This window comes from Rhizobium sp. 16-488-2b, from assembly GCF_017741815.1.
Classification (GTDB): Bacteria; Pseudomonadota; Alphaproteobacteria; order Rhizobiales; family Rhizobiaceae; genus Rhizobium.
Window position 1 is genome coordinate 57915 of sequence record NZ_JAGHMF010000020.1, and the last position, 16216, is coordinate 74130.

Sequence of the window (16216 nt, forward strand, 5' to 3'; positions counted from 1 at the left end):
CCCGCTAGACCGCAGCCCTCAGTTTTTCCGCAGCCCCACGCACAGCATCCAAGACTGTCGGAAACGATGCTCCGTCAGGCGTCCGCGTGGCGCTGGCATAGGCCTGCATGGCTTCCAGATACTCGATGCCCGCCTGCAGCCCTGTCCGCTGCAGCAGTGGTCGAATGGTCATGTGTTCGCGAAAAAGAATGCTGATCGGGCACCGCAGCAGCCAATCAGCGCGCTCGGCAGGCGTAGCCGCACCCTCCAGACCCTCTATGATCGGCAGGATGGACCTCATGCGCGCTCACGCGTTTCACGCGAGACGTTCGCTGTAACGGCTTGATTTTTCGAAGGGCTGTCACGCATCGCGAGATAGTCCATCGGGTCTTTGCGCATGGCAGCGCAGAGCGTCAGCAGGCTCGCCGCCGACAAAACCGTCTCACTGCATGCCCGTGAAATCATCGCCGGGTTCAGCCCGGGATAGATGTCCGTCGCACGCCGCGTCGAAAGGCGATTGTCCGCGATCCATTGGCGCGTATCCCTCGACAGGCGAGCGCGATCGATGTCAGGCCGCATCAGCCGTCTCCTTCGTGCTGGAGGCGGCCAGACGCACGCCATGGGCTTCGGGGTTGACGCCGAGGGACCGCCAGAGGCGCGCCTGGGCATCGCCGGAGATCGGCCGGCCATGCCAAGCCTGCTCGAATTCGGAGGCACTCACTCCGGCCTGCCGGCGGAGCGCGGTTTTCGCAGCGGCTTCGCCCTTCGGCAGGTCGACGACGGTCAATGGCGGATTGGGAAAGGCCGTCATGAACGCGGTGATCTTCACGCGCGCCCGCAGGAAGCCTTTCAGCATGTCGATGGAAAAATCCGGATTCATCGCGACCAGCCTTCCCCGGGAATGACGGTATAGATGCCGTCCTCGTCAGCCGGCCCGACCATGCCGCGATCCAAGAACTCCGAGATGAGTGCCTCGGCGACCGTGTCGCGGACACCGATCCCGCGCCGCAGCTCCGGCCGCGAGAAGGCAACCTGCCGCGCACCCCAGGCGACGGCGTCCACGCGGACCTCGCCGAGCCGTTCGTCGAGTGTCTTTCTCGGCGTCTCGCGCGAATAGTTCTCGTCGAAGTGGATCGATGCGGCGTGGCCGAGTTCGCCCGGCTCCATCGCGTCCGCCTGCTCGAAGTCTTTCCAGTCGACCCGCTGCACCAGGGTCGCGCTGCCATAGCTCCCGTCGGGTTGCCGCTCCCAGACGAACCATGCCGTATTCATGCGGCTCGAAGCCTTTGGCCCGGTCCATCCCTCGCGATGCATCATCGGGAGCCGGCGCTTGAAGACATAGACCCGCGCCGGAGGGTTCTCGTCCATGACGAAGTTGCGGTCATCGTCCTCGAAGCCGCAGAGGAAGTTCAGGTTCAACAGCAGCGCCATTTTCTGCGGCTTGTGCACGCGAAGCGCATGCGCGACGAAATCGTTCAGCACGTCCCCGTAGGGCGGGTTGGTGACGATGTCGTCGCATCCGCCAGACGATGCCGGCGTGCTCGCCAGAAAGTCGCCGACCGCCTGCAGCTCGCCGTCGCCGTTGCGCGTCTGCCGGTCGACCAGGTCCGACAGGACGACATCATAACCATGCGCTTCAAGCACGCGCGAGATCGCGCCGTGGCCGCAGGCCGGCTCCCATACCGATCCGGAGAAGCTTTCGAGCGCCAGCAGCGTACGGGTCGCCACCTCAGGCGTCTGATAGAAGTTCTCGCCGCGATCATCCTTGGTGGCGGACGCCGTCCCGATCGCGGCCCGCAGGTTGGCGCGGCTGGGGTCCATGCCGAGAGAAACGCGGGCCTCGATAACGCGATCGATGAAACCGGGTTCCGCCTCGACTGCGGCGCGCAGCTTCCTCGCCTCCAGCAGGCGGCGGCGATCCACGCCGATCTCGTCGAGTGTGAAAATGTCCGCGCCCGGGACATTTGTTTTACGCCCCTTCTTCGCGACCTGCCCCTTGGCCTGCGCCTCTTCGATGACGGTCGCCATCGATACCCAGCAGGCGCTTTCGATCTTGAGGGCGTCCGCCTGCATGCGGCGAGCCTTGTCGATCAATTCCTGACTTGCCTTGACCTTCGTGGCGTAGGTCGTGGCCGTCTTCGCCTGGTCGTAGACCGCCGACGACAACATGAGCGCCATCTTGAGGTCACCCTTGTCGAACAGGGCTTGCGCCCGGCCGATCGCGATCGCCAGTTCGGAAACATCATGCGGCTGGACGGAGATGGCGTTCATCGCTGCTGTCCCCGCCGATAGTCTTTCCAGCCGTCGAGAATGCGCACGACGACAGCCTCGTCGATGCCAAGGCCATTTGCGATCTCGCTGGTGCTCCATTCCTTGCGTGCCCACAGGAGCAAGGTGGCGCCTGTGATGGCGTCGAGGTCGCCGTCGGTGATCGGCATGCTCTTTTCGCGGGCGCACAGTGCAGCGAATCCCATGTCGAAGAGCTGCTCGGCAAGCAGACTGGACGCCACGCCGCGCTCGCGCGCCTGACGATCGAGCGTGGCCTTGGCCCGCTCGGAGATCTTGATTGAAACGCCGATCATCTTCTGGGCGAAAGCCATCACTCAGCCCTCATGAGACGATCGAGATAGGCCTCACCCTTCCGCGTGATGACGACGAGATGCCGGTCACCATCGACACGCTTGAGATAGCCTGCCGATACCGCCCGCTCAGCGCCCCGGGCATCGCACGAAAGCGCCAAGGGATAGGACCGCGAGTTCTGCCGCAGATGGAGTGCGACCTTGCGCACCAGGGCGGCGCCGTCACGTCCGATCGGCGGGTCGATATCGGCCGCCATCACTCTGCCATCCTGATCGGATGGACGGTCGCGCCACCGGCGGCGATGGCCGAAGAATGGGCGCGGATCAGGTCAGACGCTTTGTCGACGATCGCCTGCAGGTCGCGGATCGCCTGCGCAGACTCAGCCTTGGTGACCTTGAGGTCAGAAAGCGCGAGCGCGGCGTTCCCCTGATATTCCGCCGTTCGTTTCGCAAGCTCTGCGTTCTCGCGCATCAGGCACTGCCCGTCGCTCTCAAACATGCGGGGATCGGAGATCTTGCAGCCGTGCAGCTCCGCCTGCGCGCGCGTGACCGCGAAGTCACCGCACTCGGCTTCGAGCCGCATCACCGCCGGGACCGGCAGCAACTCGGTGTCGGAGTCGCTGTTGCAGCGGCCGATCTGGCTTTTCGAAAGAGACGTCAGTTCGGCGCACGCTTCGATGCCACCGTTCTTCTTGATGAGCAGGCGGTTCGCAGCCTTGAGGCGATAGAACCAGGCATTGGTCAACGTGTCGTTCATGTCAGTCTCCAGACAGCAGAATGCGTTTCCCAGTCAGGGAAATTTCGGTGGTTTTTCCCGTAGTGGGAAAGGATCAGAAATGAGATGTTCAGCTCACGAACGGGTCACGGAGGACCGCATGAGCAGACAATCAACAGACTGGTTGCAGGGGCAGGATTCGAACCTGCGATCTCGTGGTTATGAGCCACGCGGGATGTCCTCTTCCCTACCCTGCTCTGAATTGAGCCCCTACCGCCCCGGCCTATCAGGGATGCTCGCAGCCTGTTGCAACGTGCGAGCTGGCGACCCAGCAATCGCAACCGGACTTCCCGGTCGGTCGCGATTGCTGGGAGGGGGACGCCGCGATCCGTCGCAAAGCGGACGGCGCGTTCGGCACACCTCGAAAGAAAGATCGCACCGGAAGAGCAAGATCTGCCAGTCCGGTGCGAGTTTGCGCGGCGAATGCCAAGCGCTTGGGAGTGGTATGAGGTCAAGGCGCAGCCTCCCGAACTTCGGGAAACAAGGTCAACATTTCGGGGCGACGGATTTTCAACCACTCAAGGCGCTGCTGGTGCAGGTCTTCGAGGGTGACAACGCCGCCGCTGACTAGCCGAATACGCTCTGCCATCGGTGCGTCTGGACGATTTTCGCCAGTTTCATACCGCTGATACGAGCCAGCATATTCCACCTGGAGAAGCGCTGCCGCTTCCTCCATCGTCAAACCCTGTTGCTGTCGCCATTGCTTCATGTGCATGCGGCCAATATAGCGCAAATCGCTACATTGCTGTCAAGCGCATTTAGCGGTTATCGCGATATACACAACATTGCGAAAAGCGCTAAATTGCTAACATGTTGAGATTGAAGGAAATTCGCAAATCCAAAGGGATGACGCAGCAGCAGGTCGCTGATGCGCTGGGCCTTCACTTGACCAACTACAACAAGTTGGAAACGGGAGCGACAGAGATGACGCTGACTCGATTGGAGCAGCTCTCCCAAATTCTGCACGTCGCGCCGACCGAATTTATTTCGCTTCACAGCAACACCCGAACCGTGCAAATCAAGCAGCACATTCAGGCTGGCGTGTGGAGCGAATCTTTCGTGTGGCCTGAGGACGCATGGTATGAGGTCGCGATCCCAGACGATGAACAGTTTAGAAACGTCAATCTTTACGGGGCCGAATTGAGAGGCCCTTCAATGAATAAGCGGTACCAGGACGGCTCGGCGATCATCTATACCAGCATGATAGAAACCGGCGAACAGCCTGCCTTTGGCAAGCGCTACATCGTCGAGATCGAACGCGCCGACGGGCTGCGCGAAGCCACCATCAAGACGCTATGGAAGGACGAGACCGGCAAGCCGTGGCTCCTTCCCGAGTCCAACGATCCCCGCCACCAGGCGCCGATCGACCTGACCGGCGCCGAGGGAGACACCATCCGGATTGTCGGGCGGGTCGCCTACTCCGTTCAACGCGAAGACTAGGCCGCAGCGCAGCCCAGTACCGAAAGCCGCCCTCGCCGGGCGGCTTTTTTCATGCCTGCATATCTCGATATGCATCACACTGATTCATCATAGCTTTTTACCATTAGCGATATTCGCTATATTTTCTGCTTGACATTTTTTAGCGATTATCGCGATATTTGTCGCATCCGGTCAAGCAACCATCCCCACCCGGATCGCCATTAAGGCGCGCCGCCGCTCACCCCAGACCACAGAGCGGCGGCGTCTTGGGGACGATGGAGACAATCGATGCAGCAGGAAACCCAATACAGCGGCGTAGTCGCCCGCAACATCGCAGCAGAAATGGCAGACATCGCTCGCGTGATGGGAGAGAGCCCAACCCGCGCAGATTTCCGCAAGGCCGGCTTCACCGATCAGCAGATCGACAAGCACGCTCACGACGCTTCGATCATTTTCGCCAAGGCTTCGAACCGCCGCGCCGCCTGAACGATCCGCTTCGGTTACCGCCCCGCGTCACCCCTCGCGAGGGCGGGTTCCGAAACGGATCATCAAAGGAGATGTCATGACCCGGCTGACAGAGACCCACAGCACGATCGACCAGGCGATCGGCGCTCGCCTTCGCACCCTGCGCAAGCAGGCGAACATGTCACAGACGACGCTTGCCGACGCGCTCGGCGTCACCTTCCAGCAGGTGCAGAAGTACGAGAAGGGAACCAACCGCGTCGCCGTGTCGACGTTGATCGCCATCTGCCGGACGCTGGGCATCGGTACCGCCGACGTAATCGCCAGCGTGGCCGGCGAAGAGCCGAGCGCCGAGGGATCGGTGCGCATTCGAATGGCCGACCAGATCGCCACGCTTCAGCACCAGCACCAGGCCATCCGCGCCATCCTCGACGGCAAGCCGTCTTCCGACCTCCGCACCAGCCCGCGAGCAGCCGTCACCGAAAGCGCGATCACCACCGTCCAGTGATCGGCTTCGGTTTCCGCCTCGGCGCTCCCTGCGTCGAGGCGGTTTCCCAAACCGACCGCGAAAGGAAAGTCCCATGCAAACAGTTGCGAAGACACCCGTCGTACCCGTTTCGGTGTGCGAGTTCGGCAGCTTCGAGCTGCCGAGAATGCCGCGCCAGCGCCAGATCGTTCTCGAGCTGACAATCCTCATGATCATCGCGATCGTTCTTCCCGTCGCCGTCGTCCTGCAGGCCTGATCATGGACAGCGGGACCGCAATTTTCATTTCGTCGATGGGCGCGGCGTTTATCGCCGGTCTGCTGGTGACCGCCGCCATCCTGCTCGGCAAAGCCAGCCGGATGGTGACACGCGCCAGGCTGTCGCGCCGCCCGTTTACCATGGACAAGACATGGGAACGCTCACCCTGGGGGGACAAATAATGACGGTAGTCCGTTTTCCCACGCCGGAGGGGCAGCCGCGCCTTCGCATCGTCAGAGCGGAGGTCGAACGCGAGATGTCGGATTTCCAGCTTGATCAACTGATCGAGGCCGCCGACGCGTTTTCCGTGGTGGTGAGCGAAGCCACCGGCAGCGCACGGCGCATCATGTGCGGCGACAAGCTTCTGGAGGGCGATGCGACGCTTTGCGGCGAGACGCTTCATTCCGCCCTTCTCGGGCTGAAGCCGCTGATCGAACTCGCCGGCATGAGCAACGACAACCGCGAACTCTACCACCTGATCGAGGCTCGCATTCGGGCATACGAGGGGAGCGACCATGCTCGCTGAAGCACTCCGACCCGCGTCCATCACCCGATACGCCCTTGCCTTGAAGCTCGCCGGGATCGAGCTGCCGATCCGCCATGACAGTGCGAACGTCGGCACGATCGTCGATGCGGCGGGGCGCGGCTTCGCCGTCGTCGACATGAACCGCGAACTTCCGGACGAGCAGACCACCGACATCGCCGAGCTGATCGTGCTCGCCGTCAACACGCGTGCTGGCGTCCTTTCCACCTCGCTGTAAGTCAGAGCCCCGATGAACCTCGACCTCGCCAAATCCCTGCTTCCCGAGGCCAAGCATGTTGCCAGCCTCGTGAGCGAAGAATGGGCGGAAAGCTACGACGTGGAGAACATGCGCGCCGAGATCGTCGTTCGCGATACCGTGACCGGCGAAGTCGTGCCGATCGCCATCATCAACCGAAACTGCGGGTTCGATGATCGGCAGCTTCTGTTCAAGGCGCCTCTCTTTTTGCGTGCGCTGCTGACTCTGCTTGGCGCCTCCTTCGCGGAGATCAAGCGACTGCAGTCTCAGCAAGATCCTCAGGGATCGGAGCGATCCCCCACCAACGGCCAGAAGCGCGACAAGAACTACGCCGCCGAATGCGCGATGCGATGTGGCGACCAGCTTTTCCGCCGCTTCCTCGCCGAAAAGAAGGGCGTCTCCGACATCAGCGACGACGATCGCGTCGCCGTCGCCATTCGCCGCATCCTTCGCGTCGACAAGCGCAGCGAACTGAACACCGACGCGGGCGCCCGCAACCGCTGGCTGGATCTGCGTGCCGAGTTCGACGTCTGGAAAGGACACCCCAATGGCTGAGAATTCAGCGATATCGTGGACGACACACACGTGGAACCCTTGGATGGGTTGCACCAAGATCTCGCCCGCCTGCGACGGCTGCTACGCCGAGGCGCTGATGGACAAGCGATACAATCGCGTCCAGTGGGGGCCACACGGCGATCGGGTTCGTACCGGCACCAGCACATGGCGGGAACCGCTCCGCTGGCAGAAGCGCGCCGAAAAAGACGGCGATCGCCCGTTCGTCTTCTGCGCCAGCCTCGCCGACATATTCGACAACCAGGTCGATCCCCATTGGCGCGCCGATGCGTTCGATGTGATGCGCCGGACACCGAACCTGGTCTACCTGCTGCTGACGAAGCGACCACAGAATATCGTCAAGCTCTCCGACGCCGTCGGCGGCCTGCCGGCGAACGTCGCGCTCGGCACCACCGTCGAGGATCAGAAGCGGGCCGACCAGAACCTGCCGGCGCTGCAGGTCGCCAAGATCGAGACCAACCCGCTGTTCACCTTCGGCTCCTTCGAGCCGCTGCTGGGAATGATCACCATCCCGCAGGTTCTAATGCCGGACTGGATCATAACCGGAGGCGAAACGGATCAGGGCAAGCACCGGGCGCGACCGTCGCACCCTGATTGGTTCCGTAGCTTGCGCGATCAGGCCGCGACCCACGGCGCAGCCTATCATCACAAACAGAACGGCGAGTGGTCTCCGCTCGAAACGCGGGTCGGAACGCACCAGCAATTCGCCATCGACCACGATGGCAATCTCTATGCATCGCACGAGATCTCGTATCCCGACGGCGTTCGTCGAGGCGAGATCAATGAGCGCGCTCGCGCCAGTCTGACCGCAATTTACAAGGTCGGAAAGAAGCAGTCCGGAAGGATGCTCGACGGCGTGACCCATGACGAATTTCCAGAACTGAGGACATCATGAGCAAGACAGCACCAGGCAAGCAAAAGAACCTCATGGGCAACTTTCCCGCGAAGCTGGCGTGGGCATTGGAGCCAATTGCCGAGTACGCCGAAAACGATCTGCGCTTCTGGGACGGAAGCCTTTTCATGGAGCCCGCGCCGGAGGGTGGAGCTTTCATTGGCGCGGCAAGCAGCCATGCCATGGCGGTATTTCACGCACAGGATGCCTGGTGCAACAGCGCCATGACGTTCCGAATGCCGCATGAGGCATTTCGCGCCGCCGAGCCCCGCTATCCCGTCGAAATGACATACTGCGGTGAACACTTCGCCGTCGACGTCCCAGAATGGATGCAACCCGGCACCATATGGGTGACAAACGCCGGCATGTTTATCCAGCCAAAGATGCGAGCGCCGTGCTTCGCTGAAGAGGCCGGGGACTTTTACCCGGTCCTTTTCGATCGAACGGCAAGCGTCGGACACCATCATGTCGGGATCGACTACACGGCCACCGAGGGTGTGAAGGTTGAGTGGCGGCGCCCGCTGATCAAGGCAGGCACAGAGGCTTCAGGCGCTCCCATCCGCAGTTTCGCTGCCAATCCCGGCATCATCTCGCTTCTCGAACGGGTCTTTGACCTCGCCATAGCCGAGAGCCCACCTGAAGCACCGCCGGCAATCTTTCATCGCCCGACCGGAACCGACGAACAGCCGGGACCGGTCTTGGTCACCATCACCGACCGGCCGGACATCGTAGCGACCTACATGCCGCTCAAGATCGACGGCAAGACGGCCCCGACGATCCCTTGGAACTTCCTGAAACCCCCGGCAGAGCAGAATTCGGAGGCCAACGATGCAGCATAGTTCCGATGGCGATACCCCCGCACCCGTTGATCAGGCGACGTGGGCAAGGACCAACGGCAGAAAGCCGGATCTTGCCGATCACGAGTTCATTTTCGTCAGGGGAGTTGGCGAAACGCGGGAGGAAGTCGAGGCGCACCGCGATGGTTACGGTCAGTCCGTCGCCAGCGTCGAAGACTGGTCCGATACGATCGAATACCGGCTGAAGCGGCCATTGCCGGCGCCAACGCATAATGCGGCTGGGGAGACGAAGCGCGTTAGCGTGGCTTATGCCTATTGCTGCAGCGGCTCCACAAAGTATTGCGATTGCGTCAACCCAAACCACGGCACGGTTCTCATGGGTGAGAATGAGCCAGGCGACGACTATATCGTTGTTGATGCTCCAGCAGCACCCGCAGAGCGGGGAGATATGGGTCGGGCGCTCGCTGACGCGCTGAATGAGCGCCAGCGCCAGGTGGACGCTGAGGGCTGGATATCTCAGCATGACGATCAATACCGCAATGACGAATTGCCGCGCGCAGCGATGTGCTACCTGCTCGGCAACCCCGGCAACTGGCCATGGTCTCGCAATTGGTGGAAGCCGACCGACCGGCGCCGCGACCTCATCAAAGCAGCCGCGCTAATCATCGCTGAGATCGAGCGACTTGATCGCGCATCAAGTACCTCGGCGACCGGAGGGGCCGCATGAGCTATTCGATCAAACCTAGAAACGATGCCCGCAAAGCCTTTCTCGATAGTGGCTTGACTTACGCCGACCTGTCTCGTCGAGATCTAGAAGCCCTTCGCAGCGTTCTCGGGAAGCACTTGAAGAGCGCAGAGACGATGAAGGGCTATAGGATCGACCGCGCGATCCGCGTCGTCGACTGGCCGAGGGGCTGGGCCGCTCTGACATGCAGCGCCTACTATTTCGAGAAGCGCGAGGCTATCACTTTTGGCCAAGAAGGCTTCATCGGCTTCGGCGGGTGGGCGGACGACAGCAATGTCGCGCCGATTATATCCGGCTTTCACGAATGGCTCGCCGATACCGCAAAGGCAAAGTCTTTTGAACGATCTGCGATGCTCGAGGCGGGTGCAGCATGATCCTTTCCCGCCGAACATTCCTTACGAGTGCCGCCGCCGTCGCAGTCAGCCCGCTTCTACCACCGGCCAACCCAGCCGGTGCCACACTCGGCGCTGCAGCAAAGCCTGCAACAACAATTTGGGTTGGTGGTCACGAGGGCGAATTCGACTGGCAACCATTCGATGCGGAGACGCGCGAGCAAGCCATGCGGGAGCTTCTTAACTCGTGGGAAGGCATTCCTGAGGGCGAAATAACCGATGATATTCTCGCCCAAAACGGCCTCTGCCTGCAACGCGCAGACAGCATGGACGGATTGCAGGTTGATGAGATCAAGCCCTACGATTGGGTGGAAGCTGGTCTGGGCGCTTGCTGCGATCGATGCAGCCACGAATGTTTTGCTCCTGACGGCGCGAGAGCCATCAACGGAGAGGCCGTCTGCGAAGAATGCCTAACCGTAGCCGATCTACTCGATAGCGACGAATACGATCGGAAAGTGGCAGAGGAGCGCATCACAGAATGGCTCTTAAACCACGACTGCGACGAGGCGTCTGTGCGAAAGCAGATGTCGAGCAGCTTCGATCCCGACCTCATACCAACCGAAATCTGGCAGAAATGCCTAGCCGAAGCGAGGGCAGAGCTATGACCAAACTAACCTACCAGCAGAAGCTAGACGCCCTTTCTTATAGGTTTTACCAGGCCGGCCCCTGGGCTCCGAAGGCGGGAGATTTCTATACCACCAGCCGCGCCGACCTCGAACTTTATCAGGTGGTTTCGGTAGAGAACGGCCTCGTTCGCACCCGCTACACTGAAGGAACGGACGCCATTTCCGAATGGCCGGAAGCTGGCTTCCTGACCGAAGGTTTTGGAGCAAGGCGCGTGTTCGTTCCTGATTGGGTTATTTGCGCCCCACCAGCGCCCACTCATAGTTTGGTTGGGAGCGAGCCTGTCGGATACGGGTGCTTTGACAGGGGCGTTCTGTTTGCGACTTTCTTCGCCAAGGCCAGCGCCGAAGAAGAAGCGAAGATGCATCAGGACACTGAGGTTCATCCGGTTTACCGGCACCCCGCGCCCGCTGAGCTTTCGGTGGGCAGCGAGCCGGTCGTATCCGTCAAGACGATGCGGCTCGGCGACGGCCGGGCCGACTACTTCGTTTCCATCAAGGTCGGCAAACGCGAAGTCACGCCTCATGTGTTCCGAGAGGAGTACAAAGCCGCCTACCACGTCGCTCTCTACAGTTGGCTACTGAACGGCACTAACAAGCCGGATCTGATGGCGTTCGATGAGGGCGACTGGCCGGCGCAGGCCACAGAAACCCTTGCCGACGTAGAGGCCGAGATTGCCAGCGTCGTGCAGTCGGTCAACGAGTGGGACGATCGCACGTCGCCTGATGACTACCCAGAGCACCTGCTGATCACATCTGAGGAGCTAACGCTTATCCTGCGCAACTTCGCAGCCGCCATCAGCTCTATGGAGGTGGCGAATGGGTGAGCGTTCATATCCCACGTGGATCATCCTCCAGCGCCACGGCATGGTGCCGGATAAGAAGGGACCGTTTTACGAGACGAAGCCCGTCGAGGAGTTCTTGCGGGAACTCTACAGCCTGTACCCGGGCTGCATCTGCATCGTGATAACCGACATCGGAGAGGCAGGCTGGCATCCAGAGCACGGCTACGAGTGGCTTGACATCTATGGTGACAGACGCCGGCGCCATCCGCGCAAGGATGAGGAACAAGGCCAGACGAAGCCTATCGGCTATCTTCGAGGCAGTGGCGTCGAGTTTCTGAAAACGGGATCGGCATGCATCTACAAGCACAGGGACTGGCAGGCCTATGTTCCGGTCTACGCCTACCCACCGCCCGCAGAGAGGGAGGATCAGCCATGATCGCCCGAGAAGAGATCATGTTTGCAATACAAGACGTCTTCGCCGAGCGGCGTCGTCAAATGGAAGCTGAAGGCTGGACACCAGATCACGATGACATTCACGGCGATAGAAGCCTCGCGCTGGCCGGCGCTTGCTATGCAATGTTTGCGTCGGTGAGCGACAACGCGCGCGCCGGCACAGACCTGTCCGGATGCCTCGTAGTTGGTGGTAGGAAACTACCCGGTTGGTCCGCGTGGATGGAGATCTGGCCATGGTCTCGCAAGTGGTGGAAGCCGTCCGATCGTCGGCGCGATCTGGTAAAGGCGGCCGCGCTGATCATCGCCGAGATCGATCGCCTCGATCGGTTATCGTCGAACACGGAGAGCGGCCACCAATGATCCAACGCATCGACCAACTCGATAGTCCGGTGACGGTAGGCAGGTACTATTTAGTGCCGACCGTTATCGGCACCTGGTATGGCAAGCTTCAGGCATGGCCAGTAATCGGCCCTAAGCATAACGATCGCCACTGCCTCGAATTCGCCAACGATCACTATCACCTCGACGCCCGGTTCATGGCTACTCCGCGCGGGAGCTGGGACGCCGAAATATCGCATTGGCGCTCCGCGTGGGGATCGCCGATGCAGATCAATGACCAGGTCAATTCCGAAGGCCTTCCAGCGCCGGTCTGGAGAAAGATGCTCTGTAAGCGCCCCTCTAATCCGGTTATTCCGCTGCTGATCGAGCAGGTCTCCGACGCCATCAAGGCCGGCAGAAGCCCGCAGTGGAAATGCCATGTCGACGAATGGCAGGGGCGCCAAGCCAAGCGTGACGCACGCGGGTGGGTCTGCCCTCACCGCTCCGTTTCCCTCGCAAATCACGGCGCAGTCGATGGAGTGATTACCTGCCCCCTACATCTACTGAGGATCGACGCTGCAACTGGGATTGTACTCCCACTCAGGAGCGATCCATGATGCGTTACCTCATTTACTTCATGATTGGATGCGGCCTCAGTCTGGCCGACCCATACGCTGGCTTGCCGCTGCCACAGCGGTTCGCCGTCTACGTAGCATGGCCTGCAATTGTGGCGCGGGACTTGGTCAACGAGGCCAGCCGGGGCCATTCCGTCGGCAAGACGGAGGATCGCCGATGAGGCCGACGGAGACAGAAAGCCCCATAATCGAGTTTGTTAAGGCACTTGCAAGACGACAGGCCAGACTTGACGCAGCGCCACCTCCGCCTGCAAATGAGAACTCCCACGAAGAAATGCAGGCAAAAAAACAATGAAGCGTGCCGTAATCTACGCGCGATACTCCACCGATCTGCAGAACGACAGGTCCGTTGAAGACCAGATACGGCTTTGCGAAAGCCATGCCGATCGCAACGGATTTGAAGTCGTCGAGCGCTACTTTGACCGGGCCAAATCCGGAGCATCTATGTTCGGGCGCCCAGGTCTGGCCAACCTCATGCAAGCGGCCGAGCGAGGAGAGTTCAGCGCTGTCATCGCGGAATCGCCCGATCGTATCTCTCGCGACATTGCCGATCTCGCCCATGTCCACAAGACGCTGAAGTTCCGCGACATCGTGATGAACTGCGTAAACGGCGGCGAGATGGATACAATGCAGATCGGCATGTATGGCGTCGTCGGCCAGATGCAGCGTGAGGAAAGCGCCAAGAAGGTCAAGCGCGGCATGGTCGGAGTGATCCGGTCAGGGCGCAACGCTGGAGGCAAGGCATACGGCTACAAGCCGATCGCCGGAAAGCCTGGCGAACTTGAGATCGTCGAAGCCGAGGCCGATACGATTCGGCGCATTTTCCAGATGTATGCCGCCGGCGTCTCGCCCAGGTCGATCGCGCGCGTTCTCAACGAGGAAGGTATCGTTGCGCCCCGAGGGCGGCAATGGAATGCCTCGACTATCAACGGCAATGGCCAGCGCGGCTGCGGCATTCTCCGAAACCCGATCTATGCCGGGACTGTGGTCTGGAACCGTGTCCGGATGGTGAAAGACCCTTCGACAGGCAAACGGATCTCCCGCGTGAACGAGCAGTCGGAGCACGAGAAGATCGAGGCAACGCACCTGCAAATCGTCCCTGACGATCTGTTTTCGGCTGTCCAGGCGCGCAAAAGCGAAACGACGCAGTTGGGGACCAAGACCCCGCGCTCCAAGCGCATCCTGTCCGGTTTACTCCGGTGCGGGGCGTGCGGTGGCGGCGTGACGATGGTCGGCTCCGATCGCAGCGGGAAGCGCATCCAGTGCAGCAATCACCGTGAAAGCGGCGTGTGCAAGAATAATCGCCGGTACTATCTGGAGCGGATCGAGGCATTGGTTTTAAGCCGCCTGCAGGCGCAGTTCGCGGACACCAGCATCATCGACGCATACGTGTCAGCCTACCAGGAAGAGCAGAAGCGCATCCGCAGCTCCGCAATCCGCGATCGGGCAAATGCGTCCAAGCGCTATGAAGAGGCCAAGGCCGAGATCACCGAAGTCATTCGCATGATCTCCAAGGGGCTGATTGACGACGAGGAAGGCGCCGCGCTTCTGATTCCACTGCGGGCGAAGCGGGATAGCCAGAAGGTGATCCTCGACACGACAGAGCAACCGACAAACGTCATCGAGCTGCAGCCAAAGGCAGTCCGCCGCTTTCGAGAGAATATCGAAAGTCTGGCGCAGATCGTCATGGAAAAGGGCGGAGAAGCGTCACCGGAGCTTATTGCGCCATTCAGGCAGCTAGTTGCCGCCGTGATCATCGAGCCATCAGAGTCCGGCCAGCCGTACAACATCAGGCTGAAGGGCTATCTATCCAGTCTTATCAATTCCGATGTGTCGGTTATAAAGTTGGTAGCGGGGGGCGGAATTGAACCGCCGACCTCAGGGTTATGAATCCTGCGCTCTCACCAACTGAGCTACCCAGCCAAACCACCTAACGATGCCGTTTGCGATGCGCCCGGCTCGTTGAATGAGCGGCTTATAAGGCGGCCTTCACGGTCATGTCAAGCACATGATCGAGAAAATCACCGGGCTTTTGTCACGCCGCCACCGCACCTTCAAGAAGCGCCTTCAGCGACGCTTCCGCCGCCGGCTCGCGCTCCGAGCGCTCGATGAAACCACCGCCATAGACGCGCGCATTGTCGCCCGGCGCCGAATAAAGCGCGCAGGCCTGCCCCGGCGCGACACCCGCCTCGCCCACCGCTAGATCCACGTAAATGCCGGTGTGATCGGCATGCAGCACGGCCGGCGTCGGCATGCGCGTCGAGCGCACCTTGGCGAAGCAGGCAAAGCCCTCGCCCGCAGCCGCCTGCGCAAGCTCCTCGTCTCCAAGCCAGTTCACGTCGCGCAGATAGACGCGGTGCGTCTCCAGCGCTTCCTTCGGGCCGACGATGACGCGGCGCGAGCGGGCGTCGAGATAGACAACGTAGAGCGGCTCGCCGGTGGCAACGCCGATACCGCGCCGCTGGCCAATCGTGTAGTGCAGGATGCCCTCATGCTGGCCGAGGACCCGGCCGTCGAGATGCACGATCTCGCCCGCCAGCGCCGCATTCGGCTTCAGCTTGTTGATGATATCGGTGTACTTGCCCTGCGGCACGAAACAGATGTCCTGGCTGTCGGCCTTCTTGGCGACGACGAGGCCCATCTCTTCGGCGAGCTTGCGGGTCTCCGCCTTCGGCAGCCCACCGAGCGGGAAGCGCAGATAGTCGATCTGCTCCTGCGTCGTGGCGAACAGGAAGTAGCTCTGGTCGCGATCGGCGTCAGCCGGGCGGTAAAGCGCGCGACGGCCGGGATTGCCCGGCGCCGGATTGGCGCCGGAACGGATATAGTGACCGGTCGCCAGCGCATCGGCGCCGAGCTCGCGCGCGGTCTCCAAGAGATCGGCGAACTTGACCGTCTGGTTGCACGACACGCACGGGATCGGCGTCTCGCCGGCGACGTAGCTTTCCATGAACGGATTGATGACGGTGTCGCGGAAGCGCTTTTCGTAATCCAGCACATAGTGCGGAATGCCGAGCGTCTCGCAGACCCGGCGCGCATCGTCGATATCCTGGCCGGCGCAGCACGAGCCGGCGCGATGCACAGCCGCGCCATGATCGTAGAGCTGCAGCGTGATGCCGAGCACATCATAGCCCTGCCGCTTCAAAATGCCGGCCACGACCGAGCTGTCGACGCCGCCAGACATGGCCACGACAACGCGCGTATCTTCCGGCCTCTTGTCAAAATCCAGTGTGTTCACAGGGGTGCTGCCAATTCAAAAGGGTATCTTTA

At 61.2% G+C, this 16216-nt stretch carries 27 protein-coding genes and 2 tRNA genes; 18 read left to right on the forward strand and 11 right to left on the reverse strand.

The features are described 5' to 3' along the window. Positions 1-4 precede the first annotated feature (4 nt). The 9 genes from J5286_RS17740 to J5286_RS17780 all read right to left on the reverse strand — a co-directional run bounded on the left by J5286_RS17740 (position 5) and on the right by J5286_RS17780 (position 4066). A complete protein-coding gene (locus tag J5286_RS17740; protein ID WP_209191524.1) occupies positions 5-280 on the reverse strand; it encodes a hypothetical protein in 276 nt (91 codons plus the stop codon). Further along, positions 277-558, reverse strand: coding sequence for a hypothetical protein (locus J5286_RS17745; RefSeq protein ID WP_209191525.1), 282 nt, complete (start codon positions 556-558; stop codon positions 277-279). Before J5286_RS17745 ends, J5286_RS17740 begins: the two co-directional genes overlap by 4 nt. Continuing rightward, complete coding sequence (locus tag J5286_RS17750) at positions 548-859, reverse strand: hypothetical protein (protein ID WP_209191526.1); 312 nt, start codon at positions 857-859, stop codon at positions 548-550. Before J5286_RS17750 ends, J5286_RS17745 begins: the two co-directional genes overlap by 11 nt. Next, on the reverse strand, positions 856-2250 hold the full coding sequence (locus tag J5286_RS17755) for a TRM11 family methyltransferase (RefSeq protein ID WP_209191527.1): 1395 nt from the start codon (positions 2248-2250) through the stop codon (positions 856-858). The genes J5286_RS17750 and J5286_RS17755 overlap by 4 nt, the downstream gene beginning before the upstream one ends. After that, positions 2247-2579: a hypothetical protein gene (locus tag J5286_RS17760; protein ID WP_209191528.1), complete on the reverse strand. Its 333-nt coding sequence runs from the start codon at positions 2577-2579 to the stop codon at positions 2247-2249. The genes J5286_RS17755 and J5286_RS17760 overlap by 4 nt, the downstream gene beginning before the upstream one ends. After that, positions 2579-2818, reverse strand: coding sequence for a hypothetical protein (locus J5286_RS17765; protein ID WP_449090060.1), 240 nt, complete (start codon positions 2816-2818; stop codon positions 2579-2581). The genes J5286_RS17760 and J5286_RS17765 overlap by 1 nt, the downstream gene beginning before the upstream one ends. After that, the gene (locus tag J5286_RS17770; protein WP_209191529.1) at positions 2815-3315 is read right to left on the reverse strand and encodes a hypothetical protein; all 501 of its coding nucleotides are present in this window, start codon (positions 3313-3315) and stop codon (positions 2815-2817) included. Before J5286_RS17770 ends, J5286_RS17765 begins: the two co-directional genes overlap by 4 nt. A gap of 139 nt (positions 3316-3454) precedes the next feature. Next, positions 3455-3530: transfer RNA gene (locus J5286_RS17775), tRNA-Met, on the reverse strand. A gap of 254 nt (positions 3531-3784) precedes the next feature. Beyond that, the gene (locus tag J5286_RS17780; RefSeq protein ID WP_245206235.1) at positions 3785-4066 is read right to left on the reverse strand and encodes a helix-turn-helix domain-containing protein; all 282 of its coding nucleotides are present in this window, start codon (positions 4064-4066) and stop codon (positions 3785-3787) included. A gap of 77 nt (positions 4067-4143) precedes the next feature. Between J5286_RS17780 and J5286_RS17785 the strand changes: the two genes are divergently transcribed. The 18 genes from J5286_RS17785 to J5286_RS17870 all read left to right on the forward strand — a co-directional run bounded on the left by J5286_RS17785 (position 4144) and on the right by J5286_RS17870 (position 14839). Continuing rightward, positions 4144-4773: an XRE family transcriptional regulator gene (locus J5286_RS17785; protein ID WP_209191530.1), complete on the forward strand. Its 630-nt coding sequence runs from the start codon at positions 4144-4146 to the stop codon at positions 4771-4773. A 267-nt stretch (positions 4774-5040) separates the two neighbouring features. Continuing rightward, a complete protein-coding gene (locus tag J5286_RS17790) occupies positions 5041-5238 on the forward strand; it encodes a hypothetical protein (RefSeq protein ID WP_209191531.1) in 198 nt (65 codons plus the stop codon). Positions 5239-5314: 76 nt separating this feature from the next. Further along, on the forward strand, positions 5315-5722 hold the full coding sequence (locus J5286_RS17795) for a helix-turn-helix domain-containing protein (RefSeq protein WP_209191532.1): 408 nt from the start codon (positions 5315-5317) through the stop codon (positions 5720-5722). A 73-nt stretch (positions 5723-5795) separates the two neighbouring features. After that, positions 5796-5957 (forward strand): hypothetical protein, encoded by a 162-nt coding sequence (locus tag J5286_RS17800; RefSeq protein WP_162735367.1) that lies wholly within the window; start codon positions 5796-5798, stop codon positions 5955-5957. Positions 5958-5959: 2 nt separating this feature from the next. Then, positions 5960-6139 (forward strand): hypothetical protein, encoded by a 180-nt coding sequence (locus J5286_RS17805; protein ID WP_209191533.1) that lies wholly within the window; start codon positions 5960-5962, stop codon positions 6137-6139. After that, positions 6139-6483 (forward strand): hypothetical protein, encoded by a 345-nt coding sequence (locus tag J5286_RS17810; RefSeq protein WP_209191534.1) that lies wholly within the window; start codon positions 6139-6141, stop codon positions 6481-6483. Before J5286_RS17805 ends, J5286_RS17810 begins: the two co-directional genes overlap by 1 nt. After that, positions 6473-6718 carry a hypothetical protein gene (locus tag J5286_RS17815; RefSeq protein WP_209191535.1) on the forward strand — a complete coding sequence of 82 codons (246 nt, stop codon included), beginning with the start codon at positions 6473-6475 and terminating at the stop codon, positions 6716-6718. The genes J5286_RS17810 and J5286_RS17815 overlap by 11 nt, the downstream gene beginning before the upstream one ends. A gap of 12 nt (positions 6719-6730) precedes the next feature. After that, positions 6731-7291 (forward strand): hypothetical protein, encoded by a 561-nt coding sequence (locus tag J5286_RS17820; RefSeq protein WP_209191536.1) that lies wholly within the window; start codon positions 6731-6733, stop codon positions 7289-7291. Next, a complete protein-coding gene (locus J5286_RS17825; protein WP_209191537.1) occupies positions 7284-8204 on the forward strand; it encodes a phage Gp37/Gp68 family protein in 921 nt (306 codons plus the stop codon). Before J5286_RS17820 ends, J5286_RS17825 begins: the two co-directional genes overlap by 8 nt. After that, on the forward strand, positions 8201-9040 hold the full coding sequence (locus J5286_RS17830; RefSeq protein WP_209191538.1) for a hypothetical protein: 840 nt from the start codon (positions 8201-8203) through the stop codon (positions 9038-9040). The genes J5286_RS17825 and J5286_RS17830 overlap by 4 nt, the downstream gene beginning before the upstream one ends. Next, positions 9030-9725 carry a hypothetical protein gene (locus tag J5286_RS17835; protein ID WP_209191539.1) on the forward strand — a complete coding sequence of 232 codons (696 nt, stop codon included), beginning with the start codon at positions 9030-9032 and terminating at the stop codon, positions 9723-9725. The genes J5286_RS17830 and J5286_RS17835 overlap by 11 nt, the downstream gene beginning before the upstream one ends. Then, positions 9722-10117: a hypothetical protein gene (locus J5286_RS17840; protein ID WP_209191540.1), complete on the forward strand. Its 396-nt coding sequence runs from the start codon at positions 9722-9724 to the stop codon at positions 10115-10117. Before J5286_RS17835 ends, J5286_RS17840 begins: the two co-directional genes overlap by 4 nt. Continuing rightward, positions 10114-10740, forward strand: a complete 627-nt coding sequence (locus J5286_RS17845; RefSeq protein WP_209191541.1) for a hypothetical protein — start codon at positions 10114-10116, stop codon at positions 10738-10740. The genes J5286_RS17840 and J5286_RS17845 overlap by 4 nt, the downstream gene beginning before the upstream one ends. Further along, the gene (locus tag J5286_RS17850; protein WP_209191542.1) at positions 10737-11585 is read left to right on the forward strand and encodes a hypothetical protein; all 849 of its coding nucleotides are present in this window, start codon (positions 10737-10739) and stop codon (positions 11583-11585) included. The genes J5286_RS17845 and J5286_RS17850 overlap by 4 nt, the downstream gene beginning before the upstream one ends. Continuing rightward, positions 11578-11979, forward strand: coding sequence for a hypothetical protein (locus tag J5286_RS17855; protein WP_209191543.1), 402 nt, complete (start codon positions 11578-11580; stop codon positions 11977-11979). Before J5286_RS17850 ends, J5286_RS17855 begins: the two co-directional genes overlap by 8 nt. Then, on the forward strand, positions 11976-12356 hold the full coding sequence (locus J5286_RS17860; protein ID WP_209191544.1) for a hypothetical protein: 381 nt from the start codon (positions 11976-11978) through the stop codon (positions 12354-12356). Before J5286_RS17855 ends, J5286_RS17860 begins: the two co-directional genes overlap by 4 nt. Further along, positions 12353-12931 carry a Rieske 2Fe-2S domain-containing protein gene (locus tag J5286_RS17865; protein ID WP_209191545.1) on the forward strand — a complete coding sequence of 193 codons (579 nt, stop codon included), beginning with the start codon at positions 12353-12355 and terminating at the stop codon, positions 12929-12931. Before J5286_RS17860 ends, J5286_RS17865 begins: the two co-directional genes overlap by 4 nt. Before the next feature lie 309 nt (positions 12932-13240). Continuing rightward, on the forward strand, positions 13241-14839 hold the full coding sequence (locus tag J5286_RS17870) for a recombinase family protein (RefSeq protein ID WP_209191655.1): 1599 nt from the start codon (positions 13241-13243) through the stop codon (positions 14837-14839). Here the strand turns inward: J5286_RS17870 and J5286_RS17875 are convergent. After that, positions 14796-14872: transfer RNA gene (locus J5286_RS17875), tRNA-Met, on the reverse strand. The genes J5286_RS17870 and J5286_RS17875 overlap by 44 nt on opposite strands. Positions 14873-14984: 112 nt before the next feature. Next, positions 14985-16184, reverse strand: a complete 1200-nt coding sequence (gene mnmA / locus J5286_RS17880) for a tRNA 2-thiouridine(34) synthase MnmA (RefSeq protein WP_047509300.1) — start codon at positions 16182-16184, stop codon at positions 14985-14987. Positions 16185-16216 lie beyond the last annotated feature (32 nt).

Excerpts from the sequence above, each read along its gene's own strand:
- J5286_RS17740 (WP_209191524.1), bottom strand. The coding sequence starts at position 280 with ATGAGGTCCATCCTGCCGATCATAGAGGGTCTGGAGGGTGCGGCTACG.
- J5286_RS17755 (WP_209191527.1), bottom strand. The coding sequence starts at position 2,250 with ATGAACGCCATCTCCGTCCAGCCGCATGATGTTTCCGAACTGGCGATC.
- J5286_RS17770 (WP_209191529.1), bottom strand. The coding sequence starts at position 3,315 with ATGAACGACACGTTGACCAATGCCTGGTTCTATCGCCTCAAGGCTGCG.
- J5286_RS17850 (WP_209191542.1), top strand. The coding sequence starts at position 10,737 with ATGACCAAACTAACCTACCAGCAGAAGCTAGACGCCCTTTCTTATAGG.
- J5286_RS17860 (WP_209191544.1), top strand. The coding sequence starts at position 11,976 with ATGATCGCCCGAGAAGAGATCATGTTTGCAATACAAGACGTCTTCGCC.
- J5286_RS17795 (WP_209191532.1), top strand. The coding sequence starts at position 5,315 with ATGACCCGGCTGACAGAGACCCACAGCACGATCGACCAGGCGATCGGC.
- J5286_RS17800 (WP_162735367.1), top strand. The coding sequence starts at position 5,796 with ATGCAAACAGTTGCGAAGACACCCGTCGTACCCGTTTCGGTGTGCGAG.
- J5286_RS17840 (WP_209191540.1), top strand. The coding sequence starts at position 9,722 with ATGAGCTATTCGATCAAACCTAGAAACGATGCCCGCAAAGCCTTTCTC.
- J5286_RS17805 (WP_209191533.1), top strand. The coding sequence starts at position 5,960 with ATGGACAGCGGGACCGCAATTTTCATTTCGTCGATGGGCGCGGCGTTT.
- J5286_RS17830 (WP_209191538.1), top strand. The coding sequence starts at position 8,201 with ATGAGCAAGACAGCACCAGGCAAGCAAAAGAACCTCATGGGCAACTTT.
- J5286_RS17760 (WP_209191528.1), bottom strand. The coding sequence starts at position 2,579 with ATGGCTTTCGCCCAGAAGATGATCGGCGTTTCAATCAAGATCTCCGAG.
- J5286_RS17865 (WP_209191545.1), top strand. The coding sequence starts at position 12,353 with ATGATCCAACGCATCGACCAACTCGATAGTCCGGTGACGGTAGGCAGG.
- J5286_RS17810 (WP_209191534.1), top strand. The coding sequence starts at position 6,139 with ATGACGGTAGTCCGTTTTCCCACGCCGGAGGGGCAGCCGCGCCTTCGC.
- J5286_RS17870 (WP_209191655.1), top strand. The coding sequence starts at position 13,241 with ATGAAGCGTGCCGTAATCTACGCGCGATACTCCACCGATCTGCAGAAC.
- J5286_RS17745 (WP_209191525.1), bottom strand. The coding sequence starts at position 558 with ATGCGGCCTGACATCGATCGCGCTCGCCTGTCGAGGGATACGCGCCAA.
- J5286_RS17785 (WP_209191530.1), top strand. The coding sequence starts at position 4,144 with ATGTTGAGATTGAAGGAAATTCGCAAATCCAAAGGGATGACGCAGCAG.
- J5286_RS17750 (WP_209191526.1), bottom strand. The coding sequence starts at position 859 with ATGAATCCGGATTTTTCCATCGACATGCTGAAAGGCTTCCTGCGGGCG.
- J5286_RS17820 (WP_209191536.1), top strand. The coding sequence starts at position 6,731 with ATGAACCTCGACCTCGCCAAATCCCTGCTTCCCGAGGCCAAGCATGTT.
- J5286_RS17855 (WP_209191543.1), top strand. The coding sequence starts at position 11,578 with ATGGGTGAGCGTTCATATCCCACGTGGATCATCCTCCAGCGCCACGGC.
- J5286_RS17845 (WP_209191541.1), top strand. The coding sequence starts at position 10,114 with ATGATCCTTTCCCGCCGAACATTCCTTACGAGTGCCGCCGCCGTCGCA.
- J5286_RS17815 (WP_209191535.1), top strand. The coding sequence starts at position 6,473 with ATGCTCGCTGAAGCACTCCGACCCGCGTCCATCACCCGATACGCCCTT.
- J5286_RS17790 (WP_209191531.1), top strand. The coding sequence starts at position 5,041 with ATGCAGCAGGAAACCCAATACAGCGGCGTAGTCGCCCGCAACATCGCA.
- J5286_RS17835 (WP_209191539.1), top strand. The coding sequence starts at position 9,030 with ATGCAGCATAGTTCCGATGGCGATACCCCCGCACCCGTTGATCAGGCG.
- J5286_RS17825 (WP_209191537.1), top strand. The coding sequence starts at position 7,284 with ATGGCTGAGAATTCAGCGATATCGTGGACGACACACACGTGGAACCCT.